This window comes from Streptomyces saintjeani (assembly GCF_055409605.1).
In genome coordinates, this window is the sequence record NZ_CP189624.1 from 9,480,422 (window position 1) to 9,501,027 (window position 20,606).

The 20,606-nt window shown below is 72.8% G+C and carries 16 protein-coding genes; 5 read left to right on the plus strand and 11 right to left on the minus strand.

What is annotated here, in order from left to right; translation table 11 throughout:
- Positions 1-8: 8 nt before the first annotated feature.
- The 4 genes from ACQCO7_RS42490 to ACQCO7_RS42505 all read right to left on the minus strand — a co-directional run bounded on the left by ACQCO7_RS42490 (position 9) and on the right by ACQCO7_RS42505 (position 3,807).
- The gene (locus ACQCO7_RS42490; RefSeq protein ID WP_464076857.1) at positions 9-1,475 is read right to left on the minus strand and encodes an aldehyde dehydrogenase; all 1,467 of its coding nucleotides are present in this window, start codon (positions 1,473-1,475) and stop codon (positions 9-11) included.
- A 15-nt stretch (positions 1,476-1,490) separates the two neighbouring features.
- On the minus strand, positions 1,491-2,087 hold the full coding sequence (locus ACQCO7_RS42495) for a thiamine pyrophosphate-dependent enzyme (protein ID WP_464076858.1): 597 nt from the start codon (positions 2,085-2,087) through the stop codon (positions 1,491-1,493).
- Positions 2,087-2,626: a phosphonopyruvate decarboxylase gene (locus ACQCO7_RS42500; protein WP_464076859.1), complete on the minus strand. Its 540-nt coding sequence runs from the start codon at positions 2,624-2,626 to the stop codon at positions 2,087-2,089. The genes ACQCO7_RS42495 and ACQCO7_RS42500 overlap by 1 nt, the downstream gene beginning before the upstream one ends.
- A 197-nt stretch (positions 2,627-2,823) precedes the next feature.
- Positions 2,824-3,807 (minus strand): LysR family transcriptional regulator, encoded by a 984-nt coding sequence (locus ACQCO7_RS42505; RefSeq protein ID WP_464076860.1) that lies wholly within the window; start codon positions 3,805-3,807, stop codon positions 2,824-2,826.
- A 162-nt stretch (positions 3,808-3,969) separates the two neighbouring features.
- Here ACQCO7_RS42505 and ACQCO7_RS42510 point away from each other — a divergent pair, with 162 nt between their 5' ends.
- Positions 3,970-5,169, plus strand: coding sequence for a CaiB/BaiF CoA transferase family protein (locus ACQCO7_RS42510; protein ID WP_464076861.1), 1,200 nt, complete (start codon positions 3,970-3,972; stop codon positions 5,167-5,169).
- Positions 5,170-5,198: 29 nt separating this feature from the next.
- Positions 5,199-6,368, plus strand: a complete 1,170-nt coding sequence (locus ACQCO7_RS42515) for an acyl-CoA dehydrogenase family protein (protein ID WP_464076862.1) — start codon at positions 5,199-5,201, stop codon at positions 6,366-6,368.
- A 159-nt stretch (positions 6,369-6,527) separates the two neighbouring features.
- Here the strand turns inward: ACQCO7_RS42515 and ACQCO7_RS42520 are convergent, their stop codons facing one another.
- Entirely contained in the window at positions 6,528-6,875 is a 348-nt protein-coding gene (locus ACQCO7_RS42520) for an MmyB family transcriptional regulator (protein WP_464076863.1), read from the minus strand.
- On the opposite strand from ACQCO7_RS42520, the gene ACQCO7_RS42525 reads away from it, so the two are divergent.
- On the plus strand, positions 6,774-7,175 hold the full coding sequence (locus tag ACQCO7_RS42525; RefSeq protein WP_464076864.1) for an SDR family NAD(P)-dependent oxidoreductase: 402 nt from the start codon (positions 6,774-6,776) through the stop codon (positions 7,173-7,175). The genes ACQCO7_RS42520 and ACQCO7_RS42525 overlap by 102 nt on opposite strands.
- Before the next feature lie 200 nt (positions 7,176-7,375).
- Here ACQCO7_RS42525 and ACQCO7_RS42530 read toward each other — a convergent pair whose 3' ends face one another.
- Positions 7,376-8,191, minus strand: coding sequence for an SAM-dependent methyltransferase (locus ACQCO7_RS42530; RefSeq protein WP_464076865.1), 816 nt, complete (start codon positions 8,189-8,191; stop codon positions 7,376-7,378).
- A 155-nt stretch (positions 8,192-8,346) separates the two neighbouring features.
- Positions 8,347-8,826: a hypothetical protein gene (locus tag ACQCO7_RS42535; protein WP_464076866.1), complete on the minus strand. Its 480-nt coding sequence runs from the start codon at positions 8,824-8,826 to the stop codon at positions 8,347-8,349.
- Positions 8,827-9,392: 566 nt separating this feature from the next.
- On the opposite strand from ACQCO7_RS42535, the gene ACQCO7_RS42540 reads away from it, so the two are divergent.
- Both ACQCO7_RS42540 and ACQCO7_RS42545 read left to right on the plus strand, forming a co-directional pair.
- Positions 9,393-11,705: a molybdopterin-dependent oxidoreductase gene (locus ACQCO7_RS42540; protein WP_464076867.1), complete on the plus strand. Its 2,313-nt coding sequence runs from the start codon at positions 9,393-9,395 to the stop codon at positions 11,703-11,705.
- Positions 11,706-11,796: 91 nt separating this feature from the next.
- Positions 11,797-12,348 (plus strand): EF-hand domain-containing protein, encoded by a 552-nt coding sequence (locus ACQCO7_RS42545; RefSeq protein WP_464076868.1) that lies wholly within the window; start codon positions 11,797-11,799, stop codon positions 12,346-12,348.
- Positions 12,349-12,392: 44 nt separating this feature from the next.
- On the opposite strand, the gene ACQCO7_RS42550 is transcribed toward ACQCO7_RS42545, so the two are convergent.
- The 4 genes from ACQCO7_RS42550 to ACQCO7_RS42565 are packed head-to-tail and all read right to left on the minus strand — an operon-like array spanning position 12,393 to position 20,555.
- Positions 12,393-13,691 (minus strand): TIGR02679 family protein, encoded by a 1,299-nt coding sequence (locus ACQCO7_RS42550; RefSeq protein WP_464076869.1) that lies wholly within the window; start codon positions 13,689-13,691, stop codon positions 12,393-12,395.
- Positions 13,679-17,749 (minus strand): TIGR02680 family protein, encoded by a 4,071-nt coding sequence (locus ACQCO7_RS42555; protein ID WP_464076870.1) that lies wholly within the window; start codon positions 17,747-17,749, stop codon positions 13,679-13,681. Before ACQCO7_RS42555 ends, ACQCO7_RS42550 begins: the two co-directional genes overlap by 13 nt.
- Entirely contained in the window at positions 17,746-18,993 is a 1,248-nt protein-coding gene (locus ACQCO7_RS42560) for a TIGR02678 family protein (RefSeq protein WP_464076871.1), read from the minus strand. The genes ACQCO7_RS42555 and ACQCO7_RS42560 overlap by 4 nt, the downstream gene beginning before the upstream one ends.
- Positions 18,990-20,555: a TIGR02677 family protein gene (locus tag ACQCO7_RS42565; protein WP_464076872.1), complete on the minus strand. Its 1,566-nt coding sequence runs from the start codon at positions 20,553-20,555 to the stop codon at positions 18,990-18,992. The genes ACQCO7_RS42560 and ACQCO7_RS42565 overlap by 4 nt, the downstream gene beginning before the upstream one ends.
- Between the last annotated feature and the right edge of the window lie 51 nt (positions 20,556-20,606).

Genomic DNA, 20,606 nt, shown 5'->3' on the forward strand with positions numbered 1-20,606 from the left:
GGACGAGTTCAGCGGAGGACGAACGGATTGCCGGTGGGGGCGCCGGTGTTGATCCAGACGCTCTTGTCCTCCAGGTAGGAGGCGAGGGCGCCGATGCCGTTCTCGCGGCCGATGCCGGAGTCCTTGAAGCCGCCGAAGGGAGCCAGATAGCTCACCGCGCGGTAGGTGTTGACCCAGACGGTGCCGGAGCGGATCCGGTCGGCCATGCGGAAGGCGCGGCCGATGTCGCCGGTCCAGACACCGGCGCCGAGGCCGTAGCGGCTGTCGTTGGCGAGGGCGACGGCTTCGTCCTCGTCCTGGAACGGGATGACCGCGAGGACGGGCCCGAAGACCTCCTCCTGGGCGATGCGCATGCTGTTGCGTACGCCGGTGAAGACGGTCGGTTCGACGAACCAGCCGTTGTCGCCCACGGGTCTGCCGCCGAGGGCGAGCCTGGCGCCTTCCTGCCGGGCGATGTCGATGTAGTCGAGCACCTTGGCGTACTGGGCGGGCGTGGTGACGGGCCCGACCTGGGTGGCCTCGTCCATCGGGTCGCCCATGCGGGCCGTGCGCGCGAGGTCGACCAGACGGCCCACGACCTCGTCGTGCACGCTCTCCTGGACCAGCAGCCGGGACCCGGCGACGCAGGTCTGCCCGGTGGCGGCGAAGATGCCGGAGACGGCGCCGTTCACGGCGGCTTCGAGGTCGGCGTCGGCGAAGACGATGTTCGGTGACTTGCCGCCGAGTTCGAGGCTGACGTGCTTGAAGTCGCGGGCGGCGGCCTGGTTGATGTGACGGCCGGTGGCGTCCGAGCCGGTGAAGGTGACCTTGCGGACCAGCGGGTGCTCGACGAGGGCGGCGCCGACGTCCCGGCCGAACCCGGTGACCACGTTGACCACCCCGGGCGGCAGCCCCGCCTCGTGGAAGAGCCGGACCAGTTCGAGCGTCGACGCCGAGGTGAACTCCGACGGCTTGACCACCACCGTGCAACCCGCCGCGAGCGCCGGCGCGATCTTCCAGGCCAGCAGCAACAGCGGGGAGTTCCACGGCGTGATGACCGCGACGACCCCCACGGGCTCCTTCTTCGTGTAGGCGAAGTAGCCCTTCTTGTCCAACGGCGGGACGGTGCCCTCGACCTTGTCCGCGAGCCCGCCGTAGTAGTGGAACCACTGGGGTACGTAGCCGACCTGGCCGTGCATCTCGGTGAACAGCTTGCCGTTGTCGCGGACCTCGGTCTCGGCCAGGTGGCGGGCGTTCGCGGCGATGGTGTCGCCGAGCCGCCGCAGCAGAGCGCCCCGCGCACTGGCGGTCAGCTCGGCCCAGGGGCCGCTGTGCAGGGCGCGGTGGGCGGCTCGCACCGCGTCGTCCACGTCCTGCTCGGTGCCCTTGGCTATCTCGGCCCACGGCGTGCCCAGATAGGGGTTGTCGGTGGGGAACCACTCACCATCGGTGGCCTTGCGGCTCTCGCCGTCGATGAACATCTCGTAGCGCTGCATCAGGAATCCCGCCCGCTAGAAGGTGCCGAGGCCGAGAGCGGCGCGGAACGTGTTCTTGTTGGCGACGCCGTCGCGGGGCGGCAGCGCGCGCGGGGGCTCGGTGGTGTCGATGAGCACCTGGGCGTACGTGGTCGCCGCGCGCGCCGTGATGCGCGTGGCGAGGCCCTCGACCTGGGCGGGGCCGGTGATCCGTTCGGCGTCGCGGATGCCGAAACCCTGGGCGACCGCGATGAGATCGGTGCCCAGGCCGGTGTGGCTGGGCTGCATGCCGGTCTCGCCGAAGTGGGCGTTGTCCAGCACGACGAGGGTCAGGTTCGGCGGGAGTTGGGCCCCGATGGTGGCCAACGTGCCGATGCCCATGAGGTGTTCGCCGTCGCCGGTGATCGCGACGACGGGGCGGTCCGGCCGGGCGAGGGCCAGGCCGAGGGCGAGGGGTGCGGCGGCTCCCATCGCGCCCCAGAGGTAGAAGTTTCCGGGCCGGTCGCCGGCGGCGAACACGTCGTAGCTGGGGGAGCCGAGGCCGGTGACGACGAGCGCGTCCTCCGGGAGCCGGGAGATCAGGCCGGCGACGAAGCGGCGGCGGTCGAGGCGTACGTCAGGGGTGGTGGTCATCAGTCGCGCTCCCACTTCTTGCGGCCGATCAGCTTCTGACCGAGGAGCACGGCGACGCGCTCGCCGGCCTTGAACACCGAGTCCAGGGCGGCCTCGACGGTCTCCCCGACGTCCTCGGGCTCGTCGGCCCGGAGCACGGTGATCCCCATGAGTTCCAGGGCCCGCTGAGTGGTGCGGCCCATGGGGCTCTGCCAGGGGTTGAACTCGGCGTACTCGCCGCGCATCGTCACCAGCGTCAGGAAGGGGAACCGGCACATCTCCAGCAGGGAGAACATGTTGACGCAGTTGCCGACCCCGCTGCTCTGCATCAGCAGAACAGCGCGCTGACCACCCAGCCAGGCCCCGGCGACCACACCGACACCCTCCTCCTCGGTGGTCAGCACCACATCGCGGATCGCGGGATCGCGCTGCGCCTCGACGATGGAGTGGGAGTGGCCGGCGTCGGGGACGTAGGCGATCTGCTGAATGCCGCGCTTCTTCAGCGCGGCGAAGACGTCCTCCTGCCAGGAGGGTGGCGCGGGGGCGGGTGTCTCGTTCATGCCGTTCATCATGGGTTCTGATGAGTGACGCTGAACAATAGAAGTTCGTGATACCCGCATGCGCCGCTCGCATAGCGAGCGGTTGTGGCCGTGACCCGTCGTACGGAGGCGTCCCGCTCGATGCTCGGATGGTCGAGTACCGCGACGGCGTCCCACCCGTGGTGGTTGTCCGCCTGCCGGTCATGCGATGTCCCGGGTCACATGCTCTCGGTGTCGGTGTCGGTGTCGGTGTCGGTGTCGGTGCCGGTGCCGGACCCGTGGACCTGGGCGGAGGGCCATCTGCCCTGCTGCACGGCCGAGTCGACCTGTCGGACCAGCTCGCGTGCGACGACCTCCACGGCGGGCGGCGTGCGCCCGTGCCGCGGGGTGCCGAGGACGATCGAGCGCCACACGGCGGGTTCGCTCAGCGGCGCGGCGCTCAGCGTGCCCCGCGCGACGTCCTCGGCGATGCCCACGCCGGGCAGGACGGTCCAGCCGTGCCCCGCCTGGACGAGCTGTTTCTGCACCCGCATGGAGTTGGTCTGGACGACGACGTCCATGGGGGCTCCGGCGCGCACCGCCGCCGCGTCGATCAGGCGGCGCAGGGCGTGACCCGAGGCGGGCATGACGAGAGGGTGCCGGGCCGCTTCCGCGAACGGAACGGGGCGGTCGGCGCGGAGGCCGGCGGATGCGGGGGCGACCGCCCACAGATGCTCCCGCACCAGCGGGTGGGCGTTGAGGGAGGGGGTGCTGTCGAGGTTGTAGAGCAGGGTCAGGTCGAGGTCGCCGGCGTCGAGCCACTGCTGGAGATGGCCGGAGTACGCGGTCATCAGGCGCAGTTCGACGCCGGGGTGGTCGCGGGCGACGGCGGTCACCAGCGGCTCGGCCAGCAGGTCGCTCGTGCTCTCCAGCAGCCCGACGGTGACGATGCCCGTCACCACACCCGGGCTCGGCTGCACCTCGGCACGCGCCCGCTCCAGTTCGTCGAGGGCACGCCGGGCGCGGTCCACCATGATCACTCCGGCGTCGGTGGGCCGCATGCCCTGCCCGGTCCGCTCGAAGAGGTCGATGCCGAGTTCCTGCTCCAGGGTGCGGATCTGCCGGGTGACCGCGGGCTGCACCAGGTGCAGCAGCTCCGCGGCGCGCGTGACACTGCCCACCTCGGCGACCGTGACGATCGCCTTGAGCTGCTTGATGTCCAACGGGTCCTTCCTTCCGCGGCCACACCTCCCAGGGGGTGCGTGAGTCATCCGCACCGCGCATGGGGGCATCACATATTGCTATTTCCCATCCACCATCATGAGTGTTGATGATGGTACTCCCGGTACGGGACCCGGGATCCGCACCCTCCTGGAGGCCGCCTCATGACCGGGCACCCCGAAGAACCGCCGCTGGCCGGCATCACCGTCGTCAGCATCGAGCAGGCGGTGGCCGCCCCCTTCGCCACCCGCCAACTGGCCGATCTCGGCGCCCGGGTCATCAAGGTGGAGCGGCCCGGCGGGGGCGACTTCGCCCGCCGGTACGACACCACGGTGCACGGCGAGTCCAGCTACTTCGTGTGGCTCAACCGGTCGAAGGAATCCGTCACGCTCGACCTGAAGTCGGACGCGGGCCGCGGGGTCCTGGACCGACTGCTCGCCGGAGCCGACGTGTTCGTGCAGAACCTGGCGCCGGGCGCCGCCGCGAGGATGGGCCTGGGCGCCGAAGCCCTCGCCGAGCGCTTCCCTTCGCTGATCCCCTGCACCGTCTCCGGCTACGGAACCAGCGGCCCCTGGGCCGACCGCAAGGCGTACGACCTCCTGATCCAGTGCCAGACCGGCCTGGTCTCGCTGACCGGCAACGAGGGCGGAGCGGCTCGCGTCGGGATATCGATCGCCGACATCGCCGCCGGCATGTACGCCTACTCCGGCATCCTCACCGCCCTGTTCACCCGGGCGACCACGGGCGCCGTACGGGCCGTGGAGGTGTCGCTGTTCGAGGCCCTGGCCGAGTGGCTGAGCCAGCCCGCCTACTACACCCGCTTCGGCGGCACCCAGCCCCCGCGCATCGGCACCCAGCACGCCACCATCGCCCCCTACGGCGCCTACCCCTGCGCCGACGGCAAGGACGTGCTGTTCTCCATCCAGAACGAGCGCGAATGGGCAGCCCTGTGCGAGCGGTTCCTCGGCCGGCCGGGGCTCGTCACGGACCCGCGGTTCGCCACGGGCCCGGCCCGAGTGGACCACCGCACGGAGCTGAACGCGATCGTGGCCGAACGGTTCGGCGAGCTGAACAGCGACGAGGTGACGAGGCTGTTGGACGAGGCGGGCATCGCCAACGCGGGCGTGAACGACATCGAGGAGTTCCTGGCCCACCCGGTACTCGGTGAACGAGACCGCTGGCGCGACGTACGGATCCCCGGGGAAGCCGTGGTGCCCGCGCTGCTCCCGCCGGTCGACCTGGCGGGCACCGCCCCGCGCATGGACCCGGTGCCCGCGGCCGGGGAGCACACCGGGGCCGTCCTGGCCGAACTGGGATACGGCAGCACCGACATCGACCGCCTCAGGGCCGACAGCGTCATCTGAACCACATCTGGACCACAAGGAGTTCCCGTATGAGCACCCTCGACATCCTCGCCGAGGACGAGCAGTTCATCGTCCGTACGGTGCGCGACTTCGTCGACAAGGAGGTGAAGCCCGTCGTCCGGGAACTGGAACACGCGGGCACCTACCCCGAGGCCCTGATCGAGCAGATGAAGCAGCTCGGCATCTTCGGGCTGGCCGTCCCCGAGGAGCACGGCGGCACGCCGGTCTCCATGCCCTGTTATGTCCTGATCACCGAGGAACTGGCCCGTGGCTGGATGAGCCTGGCCGGCGCGATGGGCGGCCACACCGTGGTCGCCAAGCTGCTGCTGCGCTTCGGCACGGAGGAACAGAGGCGCCGCTATCTGCCGAGGATGGCCACCGGCGAGATCCGCGCGACCATGGCCCTCACCGAGCCCGGCGGCGGCTCCGACCTCCAGGCCATGCGCACGATCGCCCGCAAGGACGGTGAGGGAGGCTATCTGGTCAACGGCACCAAGACATGGATCACCAACTCCCGCCGCTCCGGCCTGATCGCCCTGCTGTGCAAGACCGACCCGGACGCCACGCCCGCTCACCGGGGCATCTCGATCCTCCTCGTCGAGCACGGGCCGGGCCTGACCGTCTCCCGCGACCTGCCCAAGCTCGGCTACAAGGGCGTGGAGAGCTGCGAGTTGTCCTTCGAGGACTACCGGGCGCCCGTGGACGCGGTCCTCGGCGGCGTCGAGGGCAAGGGCTTCGCCCAGATGATGAAGGGCCTGGAGACCGGCCGTCTCCAGGTCGCCGCCCGCGCGCTCGGTGTCGGCCGGGCGGCATTCGAGGACGCGCTCGCCTATGCCCAGGAGCGCGAGTCGTTCGGCAAGCCGATCTGGAAGCACCAGTCCATCGGCAACTACCTCGCCGACATGGCGACATCGCTGACCGCTGCCCGCCAGCTCACCCTGTACGCCGCCCGAGAGGCGGACGCGGGCCGTCGCGTGGACATGGAGGCCGGCATGGCGAAACTCTTCGCCTCCGAGACGGCCATGCAGATCGCCCTCAACGCCGTCCGCATCCACGGCGGTTACGGCTACTCCACCGAGTTCGACGTCGAGCGCTACTTCCGGGACGCCCCGCTGATGATCGTCGGTGAGGGCACCAACGAGATCCAGCGGGGCGTCATCGCGAGCCAGCTGGTCAAGCGCGGAGGTGTGGACGCATGAGGATCGACCGGGACGGCGTGGACGGTCTGCTCTCCGAGCTGGACGAGAGAGCGGGCCTCCAGCTGTGCGGCGCCCCGCGTCTCGCAGGATGTCGCGGCGCTTGAGGAGCACCGCGAGGGCCTCGGCCAGAACGGCCGGGTGGCGCGGGCGGGTCGCCGATCAGGGGGTGAGCTGCTGGTGGCCTATCACGGAGAGCAGCTCCAGCTTGCTGTGGCTTTCCGTGCCGGGGCGGGTGGTCAGGACGACGAGGGTCTGGGCCCGGTTGTCCGTGAACAGAACCTGTCCGTCGACCTCGATACGGCCGAGTCCGGAACGGACGATGGTCTTGGTCTCGTCGTAGCGGAGGGCTACCTCCTGGAGTTCCCACACGCGGACGAACTCGGGGCTGCGGTCCTCCCGCTGCTCGTGGACAAGGACGACGCGGTCGTCATGAACGTCACCTCCGCGCTGGCCTTCGTACCGCTGCCGAGCACCCCGACCTGCAACGCGACCAAGGCCGCCCTGCACTCCTTCTCGGAGAGCCTGCGCGTGCAGGTCGCCGAGAGGGGTGTCAAGGTGATCGAGGTGGCACCGCCGGGCGTACGTGCGACCCTGCTCGGCCAGCAGGACGACGAGTCCTCCATGCCGGTGGAGGACTTCCTCACCGAGACCCTCGACCTGCTGCGCGACAACCCCGACGCCAGGGAACTCGTCGTGCGGCGCCACCGGACCGGTAACCCGTCCGCAGGTCCCCAGTTCACCTCTCCGCACCCCGACTCCCGCCCCTCTCCCCTGAGTCCGTCACCACGGAGAGTCTGTCCGGCATGACGGCAGGGGGGCCGCCGGACAACTTCACCCGATCTGGCACACGGACAACCGCCCGCTGCACGGACGGACCTCCGAGAGGACGGATCACCCCGCACGTAGAACGTGAGGAGCACGACCGCACCAACGCCGGCGCGCCCCGGGGCGAAGGCCCAGCAGGCTTCGACTCCCCGGAACCGCCCCGGCTCTCCAGCGGTGGAGGCTCACGGCTTCCGCGCCACGGCCCCGAGTTGAGGTACGACCAGGGGCTCGGTGCCGGCCTCCGGTCGCCACAGCGAGCAGGGCACGAGGCCGGGCTCCAGGAGGGTGAGCCCGTCGAAGTACGGGGCGATCTCCTCGCTGCCGCGGGCGGTGACCGGTGGTGTGGCGTTGGCGTTCCAGAAGTCCATCGCCTCAAGCTGGAGGGCGCCGCCGAGGTCGGGCTCAGTGGTGGGGTGGGTCAGGACGAGGAAACTGCCGGGGGCCAGCGCCTCCACGAGCCGGCGTGCGATGGCCCGTGCCTTGTCGCCGTCGAGGACGAAGTTGAGGACGCCGAGCAGCATGAGCGCGGCGGGCCTGGTGAAATCGAGGGTGTGTCCGGCGCTGCGCAGGATGGTGTCCGGGTCGTGCACATCGGCGTCGATGTACGCGGTGGCGCCCTCCGGGGCACTGGTCAGCAGGGTGCGGGCGTGCGTGAGGACGATGGGGTCGTTGTCGACGTACACGATCCGCGACTCGGGGGCGATCCGCTGGGCGATCTCGTGGGTGTTCTCCAGGGCCGGCAGGCCGGTGCCGACGTCCAGGAACTGACCGATGCCGTGCTCCTCGGCCAGACAGCGCACGGCGCGGCGGAGGAACTCCCGGTCGGCGCGCGCGATGTCGCGGATGACGGGGATCATCCCGGCGACGTACTCGCCCACCTGCCGGTCGACCTCGTAGTTGTCCTTGCCGCCCTGCCAGTAGTTCCACACGCGAGCGTTGTGCGCCGTCCGGGTGTCGAGTCGCTGCACCGCGGCGTCGGCGCTCTGGTTCTCGCTCACGTCTTCCTCCCCGCGCAGGCCCGAGGACCGCAGGGAATCGGGCACTTACGGTCAACGGCTGCGCTACGGCACATCGGTGGACGTCATCCTGCCCCACACACCACCGTCGCATTCCGCGACAGCGCCTCCTGCCCGAGCCGCATGACCTCGACCCCTCACTCGATCCCCAGCGGCCCGATCCCCAAGTCCTCCCGCATCAGGCGACGCATCTGCGCCATGGCCTTGCGACGCCGCTCGATCAGGGGCGCGTCGTCGGCGGAACCGACAGCCACTCCACGGGCGTAGGCATCGCGGATCGCGCGCAGGCAGTGGAACGCCTCGTTCCCCGCCTCCACCACCTGGGGCGGGCCCACGAGCCAGAGGCGTTCGCTCGCCGTGTAGATCCCGGTGCCCCGCACAGCCTCCCGCACCGCCGCGTCGCGCGCCGACTCGGACATGTGGTCGCCCAGAGCGACGGCCCGTACCTCCTCGCCCGCGGCTTTGAGAGCGGAGACGTACTCCGTGTACACCTCGCGCCGTACCTCCAGCGCGTGCCTGGACTCCTCCCGCCGCCACCGGCTGCGATCGGCGGTCAGAGTGGCCGCGATGCCGATGCCGGCACCGGTCAGTGTGGAGAGCAAGGGCATCCAGTCCATGCGGCGCAGTTTGTCCGACCTGACACCCCGACACCAGCGGCTTTCGCCCCGGCCGCGGGCTTCGAAGCCCGACCCCGTGCCGCTCACGCTCCCCGGCGAGCGGAACACCCGCGCCCTGGGCGCCGCCGCAGGCCACCCGTGACGAACTGCGCCTGTACCCCTGCAACTGCCTCACCTGTATCCCCGGGACCGGCTCCGGGATCGGTGGCGGCCCCGGCGGCGGGAGCCTCGCCGCATGGGCCCACAGAAGATGCCCGGGCTGTGGTGGACCGTGCCCACAGGGCTGGCGCTGGCGGGTCACGCGTGTTCGCCGGCCGGACTGACCCGGCCGCAGCACGAGGCTCGGCAACGACGTCGGCCTCCGGTTTCCCCCGCCGAGGCCGGCCTCGCCGATCAGGCGAGACGGCGCGGCCGTACCGGTGCCGGACGACAGGGCGCGGTCAGGGTTGGGCGGCGTCTGCCAAGGGGAGCCTGTGTCCTGCGACCGCTGACCGACGCGGAACCCCTGTGGTGCGGCGGCCGTTGTTCGTGAGCCGGAGTGACTTCAGGGATGGAGTTGATGCACGGTGGAACGGCGTATTCCGGTGGCGACGCACTGGGGCAGTTTCGAAGCCGTGGTCGATTCGGGTCAGCTGGTGCGCATCGAGCCCCGGGGTGACGACCCCGCACCGTCGCCGATCGGCCCGGGCATGGTGGCGGCTGCCGAGGACCGTGCGCGGGTGCTGCGTCCCGCGGTGCGCAAAGGGTGGCTCGACGGCGTGCCGCGTGCCGGTGGGACGGCCAGAGGCGCGGACGCCTTCGTGGAGGTCGGCTGGGACGACGCGCTCACGCTGGTGAGCGAGGAGTTGCGCCGGGTGCGCGCCGAGCACGGGGACAGCGCGGTGTTCGGCGGCTCGTACGGCTGGGCCAGTGCGGGCGGGTTCCACCAGGCGCAGGGTCAGCTCCAGCGGTTCCTGGCGTTGGGCGGGGGCTACACCGACTCGCGCAACACGTACAGCACCGCCGCTCTTGAGGTCGTCCTCCCGCATGTGATCGGCGGGGCCCCGTGGAGCTACCAGTCCCGGATGCCGATGTGGGACGAGATCGCCGAGAGCTGCGAGCTCGTGGTGGCGTTCGGGGGGCTGGCTCTGAAGAACAGCCAGATCAACCCTGGCGGGCTGGCCCGGCACCGGACGCGGGACCTGCAACGGAAGTGCCGTGCGGCCGGGGTACGGTTCGTGAACGTCAGCCCGATCCGCAGCGACACCGCCGACTTCCTCGACGCCGAGTGGCTGCCGGTCGTCCCCAACACCGACACCGCCCTGATGCTCGGCATCGCGCACACGATGCTGGTCAACGACTGGTACGACGAGGACTTCGTCACCCGCTGCTGCGAGGGGTTCGACCGCTTCGCCGCCTACCTGACCGGCGACACGGACGGCGTCGTCAAGGACGCCGACTGGGCCGCGAGGATCACGGGCGTCAGCCGCGACACGATCCCCGATCTCGCCCGCCGCCTTTCCGCACAGCGTTCCCTCGTCATGGTCAACTACGCCATCCAGCGGGCGGACCACGGTGAGCAGCCGATCTGGATGTCGGTCGTGCTGGCAGCCATGGCGGGCTCGCTGGGCCGGCCCGGCTGCGGCTGGGGCGCGGGCTACGCGACCATGGACGCGACCGGTGTCGCCCCGGGCCGCCCGTCGGTGGCGTCGATGCCGCGGGTGGCGAACCCTGTCGCGGACTTCATTCCGGTCGCCCGGATCGCCGACACCCTGCTCGAACCGGGCACGACCATCGACTACGACGGCCGACGCCTGACCCTGCCGGACCTGCGCCTGATCTACTGGTGCGGAGGAAACCCCTTCCACCACCACCAGGACCTCCACCGCCTCACCCGAGCCTGGCAGCGCCCGGACACGGTGGTGGTCCATGAAGCCTGGTGGAACACCACGGCGAAGTTCGCCGACATCGTGCTTCCCGTCGCGACCAGCCTGGAGCGCGACGACTTCGCCGCGGGGTTCTCCGACCCCCACCTCGTCGCGATGCCGAAGGTCCGCGAGCCGGCCGGCGAGGCACGCACCGACCACCGGATCTTCGCCGCTCTGGCCGCCCGGCTCGGCTACGAGCGCGAGTTCACCCAGGCGCGCTCCGAGATCGAATGGGTCCGGCACCTCTACGACCGCACCCGGGCGGACCTCGGCGACGACGCGGCCCTGCCGGACTTCGACGACTTCTGGCAACGCGCCTCCGGTGTCGAACTGCCCGCGCTCAAAGGGCCGTTCCCCGGCAGCTTCGCGGCACTGCGCTCCGATCCCCAGCGCTTCCCCCTGACGACGCCGTCGGGCCGGATCGAGATCTTCTCCGAGACGATCGACTCGTTCGGCTACGACGACTGCGCCGGGCATCCGACGTGGTTCGAACCCGTGGAGTGGCTCCGCGCCGGCCTGGCGGACCGCTTCCCGCTGCACCTGATCTCGAACCAGCCCGCCTCACGCCTGCACAGCCAGTACGACAACGGTGGCCACAGCCTCAAGTCGAAGATCCACGGCCGTGAGCCCGTGACGGTCAACCCGCGGGACGCGGCAGCACGCGGTATCGGGAACGGCATGATCGTGCGCGTCTTCAACGACCGGGGCAGCTGCCTGGCGGGCGCGATCCTGTCGGACGCCGTCATGCCCGGCGTCGTCCAGCTGTCCACCGGAGCGTGGTGGGACCCGGCCCAGCCGGGCCGGAGCGGAACCCTGGACCGGCACGGCAACCCGAACACCCTCACCGGGGACCGCGGGTGCTCGCGTCTGTCCCAGGGACCCAGCGCGCACAGTGCCCTCGTCGACGTCGAGGTCTACGACGGGCCGGTCGAGGAGGTACTCGCCTTCACACCACCACCCCTCGAACGCTGAACCGAAGCCGACCCGACGACCTGTGGGTTCTCCGCAGCCACCCTCGCCGGGCGTTCGCTTCGCCGCAACTGCGTGAATACGGTGCGCAGTTATGACGGCACTTCACGATCTCAAGTACGGCCAGTGGTTCAGGGGCGCCGACGTCGACGGCGACGGGTTCATCACCCAGCACGACGTCCGCAGGATGAGCGAGCGCTACATCAGCGCCCGCGAGACCACCCCTGATACCGAGACCGTCCGCCGGCTCACCGAAGGGATGGACCAGTTCTGGTCGAACGTCATCGCCCCGATGGACCAGGACGGTGACGGGAAGGTCGACGTGCGGGAGATGACCGAAGGCTTCAAGAGCGTCCTGACCGACCGCGCGCTCTACCCGCAGCAGATCGCGCCGGTCACCGACTGCTTCTTCGACCTCGTCGACCTCGACGCGGACGGCAGGATCGACCAGGCCGAGTTCCAGCGGATGTTCGGCTCGGTCGCCGCCGTCCCCGGCGAGGACTGCGCCGCCGTTTTCGCCGCTCTGGACCTCGACGGTTCCGGCGGACTGGACCGTGACGAGTTCCACCGGGCACTCGAAGAGTTCTTCTACGGCAACGACCCCGACGCTCCCGCCAACCACATCTTCGGCAAGGTCACCGCCTGACAGCCCCCGGACCCGTGTTCGCGCTGGTTGCCGCGGTCAGCCGTTCAGCGGACGACGTCGCCGAGCAGCAGGTCGAGAACCGTCTCCTCCTCGATGCGTACGCCGAGTCCGGTCAGGGCCGGACGCAGGTCCGCGTCCCAGGGGGCGTCGGTGGGGGTGCCGGTCAGGGGTGGGGCGAGGGGGGTGGCGGCGACCGCGGTGCGGTAGTCGGCGGCCGTGTAGCGCCAGGGCCGCCACGGGACGCGGTGCAGCAGGGCGGCGGCGATGCGCAGGCCACCCCAGTCGAAGTCGCCGTGATAACGCAGCACGGCACCCTGGGTGTGGAGGTGGCGCAGCAGGGTGACGGCGGCGGCGGAGGGCTGGCCCTGGACACAGACCAGAGGGGCGCAGGCCGGGCCGTGGGTGTCGGCGGCGGTGGCCAGGACCGTGGGGTTCTCGCACACGTACACCGTGGCCGGCGCCGTGTGCGGCGGGGTGCGGGTGAGCTGGCGCAGGGTCAGGACGGCCGGCTCGCCGGTCCCGGCGAGCGCGTCCAGAGCGGGGGTGCCGGTGAGCCCCAGGGTGAGCACGGTCGAGGAGAGCGCGTCCTTCAGCAGGCCGGCCGCCGCCCACGCCTCGCGGCGCCACTCGGAGCCGGTGCCGTCCGGGAAGCCGGTCAGCGCGCGGGCACCGGAGTGCACGAGGGTGGCGAGCGCGGTGCCGTCGTCGAGAGCGTGGGCGTCACCGAGGGTGCGCGCGGCGAAAGCGGCCAGGGACACGGCGGGATCGGCCGGCAGCGCGCGCAGCGCCGTGGCGGTGGCGGTGAGCAGGTCCCGCGCGGCGTGCGGGGTGCCGGCCAGGCGCCTCGCGAGGCCGTCCGTACGGATCCGGTCGGCCCAGGCGGCCAGTTCGGGACGCAGGCCCACGAGCGGGGAGTACGCCTCCCGCCAGGCGCGCTCCTCCCGTGCGCGCAGGTCGGTGAGCCGGGTGACGGGCCCGGTGAGCGCGATGACGGCGGCGGCCAGTCCCTCCGGCGCGGCGCCGGAGCGGCGCAGGACGGCGTCCACGGCTTCCAGCCGGACGCTGAGCGAGCGTCCGCCACCGGGTGCACGGCCCAGAAGCCGTTCGACGGCGGCGCGCTGGCCGGCGGTGGGGGAGCCGAGGGTGACCGGTCCGGTGAGGGGTTCGTCCCGGACCATACGGCGGTGTATCCGCCGGACCAGCCAGGCGAGGTCGGGCCGGCCGAGGAGACGGCCGAGGCGGTCGCGGTCGACGGACGGGGAGGCGGCACCCGTGGACGTCTCCCCGCAGGCTTCCCCCGAAACCCCCGAGGCGCGCTCCCCTCGCCCGCTCAGATCTGCCACAGCGACTCCTGGCCGGCGGGGAGGGACGACGGACGGCTGTCCCCGCCGTCGGCCCGCGTGCGGGTGGTGCCGTCCCACTCCCAGCGCGTCACCAGCACGGCCGGGATCTCGTCGACCCGGGACAGCTGGGCGATCGCGATGCCGGGGACCTGCGGATAGCAGGCCCACTCGCGTTCGGACGTCATCACCACGTCCAGGTCGAAGGCGTGCAGCAGCCCCAGGCACTTGGCGCGGGAGTCGTCGTCGACGCCGGCGAACGCCTCGTCCAGGGTGACCAGACGCGGCGCGTGCGGGGCGGCGGTCGCGTAGTGCGAGGAGGCGGCGGCGAACAGGGGGACGGACGCGGCCAGGACGCGTTCACCGCCGGAGGCGGGACCGGTGGCCGGTACCCACTTGCCGTGCTGGTGGCGCTCGATGCCGAACTCGTGCCAGGACCGGTGGTCGAGGGCCGTGGTCAGGACCTCCAGCCAGCTGCCGGCCGCGTCGTCGGCCTGCGCGCGGGCGATCTGCGCCTGGAGGAACTCACCCACCGAGGCCCGCTCCTCGTCCGTCCAGGCGTCCGCCGACTGCCGCAGCCGCTCACGGGCCCGCTCCAGGCCGGCCGGCGCCTTGCGGGAGGGACGCCACACCAGACGCAGCCGCATCCCCGTCGACGTGGGCCGCTCGGCGAGCTCGGCGTTCATCGCGCGCACCTGCCGCTCGGCGCCGCCGATCAGCTCCTGGAGCGTGCCCGCGACCTCGGTGAGCAGGTAGGTCTCCAGGATCTCGCGTTCGTGCGCGGACAGGATCCGGGTCAGCTCGGCCACCTCGGCACCGAGAGCCTCGGCGAGTTCGGGGACGGCCCGCTCGCGGCCCTGGTAGACGATGTCGACGACCATGCCGTCCTCCGTCATCCGCGCGGAGGCGCCGTGACCGCCGCGCGACAGGGAGTCCTGGAGCTTCTTGTACTCCTCGCCGAGCCGCTTCTGGAGGCGCTCCCAGGCGCCCTCGGAGTCGTCGGCGGAAGACAGCTCGGCCTCGATCGTGCGGGCCAGCGCGATCGCCGGGGTGGCGGCCCAGGGCTCGGCGTCCAGGGGCGGGAGGGCTGTCTCGGGCAGGGCGACGGCGAGCAGTCCGGTGGCGGCGAACCGCTGGAGCGCGGCGATCGCCTCGGTGCGCGCCCGCGCCGCGTCCCGCACGTCTTTCTCCAGCTGTTCGATCCGGCCCTCGGCATGGCTGGTGCGCCGGTCGGCGGCGGTGTACTCCTCACGGACCTGCCGCTGCTCGCGTGCGCAGTCGGCCCGTGCCCGCGCGGTCTCGGCCAGCCGGTGCTCCAGGTCGGCGACGGCGGCGCCGACGGTGGAGCGCAAGGTGGTGTGGCGTTCGCCGGACGCGACCGCCAGGCGGGCCGCCTCCTCGGCGCGCTCGGCGAGTTCGGCGACGCGTTCGCCGCTCTGCGCGGTCTCGGCGCGTTCGTCGGTGACGGCGCGGGCCGCGGCGGCGCGTTCGCGCAGTGCGGGCCACAGGGCGGCCAGGACGGCGGTGTAGTCGGACAGCGCCTGGCGGACGGCCGTGAGGCCGGCCCGGTCGGCGGGCAGGCCCACGGCGGCGGCCGTCTCCGCGAGTTCGGCGCCGGCCTCGGCCTCCAGCCGCTGGGCCTCGGCGAGTTCGGCGGCGCGCTCGTCACGCCGCAGGCGCGCCCGCCCGGCGGAGTCGGCCGCGGCGCCGGCCCGCGCGTGGGCGTCCCGCACAGCGGCGTCGTCGGGGACGGCGGACAGCTCGGCGTCCAGGACGCGGCGCCGCCCGGCGACCTGGGCCAGCTCGGACTCCAGCCGCCGCGCCGCGCCGGCCAGCTCCTCCAGCTCGCTCCGCAGGGCGGCGATCCGCGCCCGGCGGGCCTTCTCGCGGGCGCCCTCACCGACGTAGACGGCCTTCTCCTTGCCCCAGGAGCCGGTCAGCGCGCCGACCCGGAAGCGGCCGTCGGCGGCCATCCAGGTGTCGCCGCCCGAGCCGAGGCCCACCGAGGACAGCAGCCGGGCGACCGTGTCCTCGCCGACCGGGCCGGTGGGGTCGACGGCGGGCCGCAGCACCCCCGCGAGGGTCGGCCCGGCCAGGGGGCCCGCCGGGGCGAGGAGGACGTCGTGGCCGTCCGCGTGCAGGGCCCTGCCGTCCGGGCGCACCCAGGCGTCCAGCAGCCCGGACGCCTCCAACGCGGCCTCCAGGCCCGCCCGTTCACCGTCCGGGACGTGATCGCGGAAGTCGATCAGGCGCCACAGCGCGGCCCCCGGCACCGTGTCGCGCACGCCCGGCGTCCGGGTGCGCGGTGCCTCGGGACCGCGCTGCCCGCCCGCCTCCAGCGCGGCCAGCTCCTGCCCGGCCTCGGCCTGCCTGCGGCGCAGGGCGTCCCGCTCCTGCCCGAGCGCGGCGGCCCGGTCCGCCAGGCCGGCCGCCAGCCCCCGGTGGGCCTCAGCCGCCTGCTCCCGCGCCGGACAGGGCCCCTGACAGTGCGTCACCCAGTCCTGTAGGACGTCCAGGAGCCCCGCCGGGTCGGCCACCGCCAGCTCCCGGCAGCCCCGCAGATGGTCCCGGACCAGGCCGGTCAGCTCACGCCCCGCCTGTACGGCGACTTCCCCGGCCTGCGCCTGCCGGGTGGCGGCGTACCCGGCCTCCGCCTGCGCCTCGTCCAGCCGCCGGGCCCCGCCGCGCCGCTCACCGGCGGCGGCCTCGGCACGGCCGGCCAGCTCCTCGACGTGCTCGACGGTGCGGCGCCTGCGGGCCACCGCCTCCTCGGCCGACCGGCGCAGCTCGGCCTCCGCCGCGCCGTCGGGTGCCGGCTCGCCGTCGAGCCGGGCGGCCGAGGCCGTCTCCCGCTCGCGCACCAGCGTGTCCGCGACCTGCCCCTGGGCCGCCGAGAGCCGTCCCCCGGCCGCGGTGAGCCGGTCCAGGGCCCGGGTGTGGGCGGCGGCGGCCCGATCCCGGTCGGACGCGGCCCGCTCCGCCTCCCCGGCCGTGCGACGGGCGTCGGACGCCGCCTGCTCCAGCTCGCGCGCGCTGCGCATCTCCGGACCCGCGCGCAGCGCCGCTTCCTGGGCGCCGAGCCGGGTCGCGGTCTCCTCCAGCCCGGCGATCCGCCCGGCCGCCTCCTCCCGTTCCCGCTCGGCCTCCTCCCGCTGGGTGCGGGCCTGCGCCAGATCGCGTCCGAGCTGCTCGTAGCGCGCGTGCTCGCTGCGCGGCAGCCGGGCCCGGCGCCGGGTGGCGACCCGTGCGTAGCGGCGGTAGTGCTCCAGGAACCCGGACGCGGCACGCTCCGCCTCGGCCGCCGCGCGCAGCTCCTCCTTCTCCTCGTCCAGCGACCGGAACGCCTCGGCCACATCGGCGATCACCGCTTGGTCCATGGGCGGCAGTGCCTCCGTCAGCGCCCGTGACAGCGCCGCCTCGCCCGGCCGCTTCGACAACTGCGGCTGGCGCAGCTGGATCAGCAGGTCCACCAGGGCCGCGTACCGCTGCTCACCGAGCCCGAACAGCGCCTCGTCGACCGCGCGCCGGTACGCCCTCGCCTGGTCGTACACCATGCCGTGTCCCGCGAGGGCCTCGGCGAGCCGGTCGCGCGACAGCGCGGTGCCGGTGGCGTCCAGCAGGCTCAGACCGGCGCCGACGCGCTGGTCGGTGACGGCGTACCAGTGGCGGGCGATGCCCCGGCCCGCCACCGCCTTCAGCCCGCAGGCGAGCGTGCGGAACTCGGCCCGACCGGTGTCCTCGTCGACACGGCCGAACTCGATCCACGTGTAGCCGAGGCGCTCGGGGTGCGGATGCTCCCCGCCCAGCAGCAGGTTCCACTCCATGCGCTTGCCCGGATCGGCGTCGGGTTCCACCCGGCGCGCGGACAGGTCGCCGTCCAGCAGGAACGGCAGGGTCAGCGCGAGGACCTTCGACTTGCCGGTGCCGTTGTTGCCGCGCAGCAGCAGCCGGCCGTCACGGAACCAGAACTCCTCCGTGTCGTAGTGGAAAAGGTCCACCAGACCGACCCGCAGCGGACGCCACCGGCCGGGGGAGGGGACGGGCAGGACGGGGACGGTCACGGCTGCTGTGCCTTTCGCCGGGCGGGACGCGGCCTGCGCGCGGCCGGGATCCCCGGCTCCACGACGACGGTCTCACCGACCGCGTACCGGGCGAGCGCCGGCCGCGGCGTCACACCCCCGGACGTGCGGGCCACCAGGCCGAGCGCGGTCAGCCGGTCCAGCGCCTGCTCCACCAGCTCACCCTCGGCCCCCGGCTGCCGGGCGCTCTTCGCCCAGAACCCGCCGTGCTCCACGGCGAGTTCCCGCACCCGCCGCTCCAGCTCGGCACGGGACACCTCCCCCACCGAGCCGGCCAGATGCTCGGCGAGGAGCAGGGTGACATGACCGTGGGTGCCCTGCTCGGGCATCCGTACGTCGGTGAGGTCGTCCAGCGGGTCGACCATCGCGATGCCCTCGGCCCGCACCTCCGCGACCAGCCCGGTCAGCTCGGTGATCCTCGCCGTGAGGAACCCGCGCTGGCGGGTCAGGTAGGCCAGTTCCTCGTCGGCCAGCGTGTCGTAGTACAGCACCGGGTCGTCCAGCAGACGGCGGGTCAGGCGCTGGCGGATCGCGCGGAAGCGCAGTTCGTCGCTGTCCAGAGCGGTCTCGGCGGTCAGTTCGGCCAGCCGCTCCTCGAAGTCGCCGGCACCGATCGTCGACGGTCCCCGGCGCGTGGCCAGCAGTCCCGCCAGGACCCGGCGCCGCACGTCGTACAGGACGTCTCCGGCCCCGCTGACGTACGCGTCCTCGTCCCCGGCCACCCGCCGCAGCACCCCGTGCCGCATCAGCAGCCGCATCACCGCCGCCAGGTCCGTGCGCTCATCGCGCCGCTCCAGCGTGAACTCGACGCCGGCCGCGACCAGGTGCGGATCGGCGGCGTCCAGCACCACCTGCTCGGCGAGCCGTCCCAGCGCGGTCTGCGCCTCGCCCCGCTCCAGCGCGGCCAGTGTCAGGCACAGCAGGACGTACCGGCGCCGCGTGAACGGCGCGCGGGCACGGGACGCCTCGCGCGCCGGATGCGTCGCGTCCGTGGACGTACCGGGGGCCCGGTGCAGCCGGGCCGCCTCGGCGTCCACCCGCAGCACCCAGCCCGTGTTGCGGTCGAACCACTCCCGCAGCTCACCCGCGTACTGCCGCACCAGACGGAACTCGTCCGCCGACGCTCCGTCCGCCAGCAGCAGCGGCTCCTTCAGCAGGGCGCGGGCCGCTCTGCGCACCTCGGCCGCGCGCCGCGCGTCGAGTACCTCGCCGAGCGGTGTGGTCATCGCACGCCTCCCCGGTCGGTCAGGTCGGTGATCTCCACCAGGTGGTCGGCTCCGCGGAACACCCCGTCCGGCGTGCGGACTTCGGCCGTCGTGCCGTCCGTCAGGGCCGTCAGCCGGATCTCCATCATGCCGTCGTTGCCGGCGGCCACCGTCGTCGTGACACCCGGCCGCCACCGTGCCAGGGCGTCGCCCAGCAGACGCAGGAACAGGCCGAAGGCCACCGGGTCGAGTTCGCCGAGCGCCGACAGCCGGACCGGTCCTTCGGTTGCCAGCCGGGCGCGGGCCGCCGCGATCTCCTCGGTCTGGCGCGCGGCGATCTCGGCCAGCAGGCGCCGCTCCTCGGAGCGGTCCCGCACCTTGCGGGCCTTGCCGCGCCGCTCGTAGCTGCCGGTACGCCGCAGGTGCGGACTGATGAGCAGCGGTTCGGCGTCGGCCCAGGAGGTGACCGCCGGCTGCGGGCGCGCGGCCCGCTGCGCGAGGGTGTCGGCGTCCACGGTCAGGTGCCGCGCCGGGTACAGCCCGAAGGCCGTACGCCACAGCCGGTGGCGCGCCTCGTCGTCCGGTGCCTCGGCGAACCAGCGGGCCAGCGTGCGGAAGTCCGCCGAACGGTCCGAACGTCCGGCCCGGCGCTCGTTCAACTGCCGCACCACGGCCAGCAGTTGCGGAATCGCGCCGAGCGCACGGCCGCGCAGCAGGCGGGCCTGTGCGGGGCGTCCGTCGGCGGACACGAACCAGGACGCCAGCCCCGACCAGCGCGCCGCCCACCGCTCGTAGGCTTGAGCCTCGGCGCTCCCGGCCTCCTCCGGAGCCGCGTCGGCCGCCTCCCGGGCCGCCGCCAGCCGCAGCAGGCCGTCCGCCCGCCCGTCCCGCTCCAGTTCGCCGACGAGCAGCGCGATCCGGCTCCCCAGCGTGATCAGGTCCTGGACGAACCGTTCCAGATACTGGATCAGCCGGTCCTTGTAGGCGAGGAACACCTCCACCTCGACACCGTGCAGATCGATCGTGCGCTGCAACGACCCCATGAACGCCCGCGCGTTCTCCGCCAGCGCCTCGAAGCGGGCCGTCAGCGCCGACAGCGCCAGATGCGCCTTCGCCGCGTCCACCTCCGCCCCGTCCCCCTCACCCGCGATCACCAGGAGCGCGCGCAACTGCGTGACGATGTCGTGCAGCGCCACCGCCTGGAGCGCGCCACGTCGTCCCAGCGCCTCGTCGTACGCGCTCAGCGCCTCCTCGGCGGCCTCGCCGGCCCGGGTGAGCTGGTAGATGAACCGCTTGCGGTAGAAGTCCTCGACCGCCGTGACCCGTGCCGTGTCCGGGTCCGCCCGCAGGTTCCCCCACTCCACCAGGCTGTCCAGCGCCTTGACCACCGCGTCCGGATCAGCGGACCGGTGCTCCGGCGCCAGCGCCGCGTACACGTCCTCGGGCCGAAGGTGCACCGCGAACCGTTCCTTGGCCGCGAGAAACACCCGCATCACCTGCCGGTACAGGGCGGCGTTGGGCACCGTCAGGTGGGTGAAGGGGGTGTAGTCGGTGCGGCGGCGGCCGGTGGTCTGCGAGGTCATCGTCCGGCATTCTTCCCGATGCGTGCCCGGACAGGGGAGCCATGGCCTGAG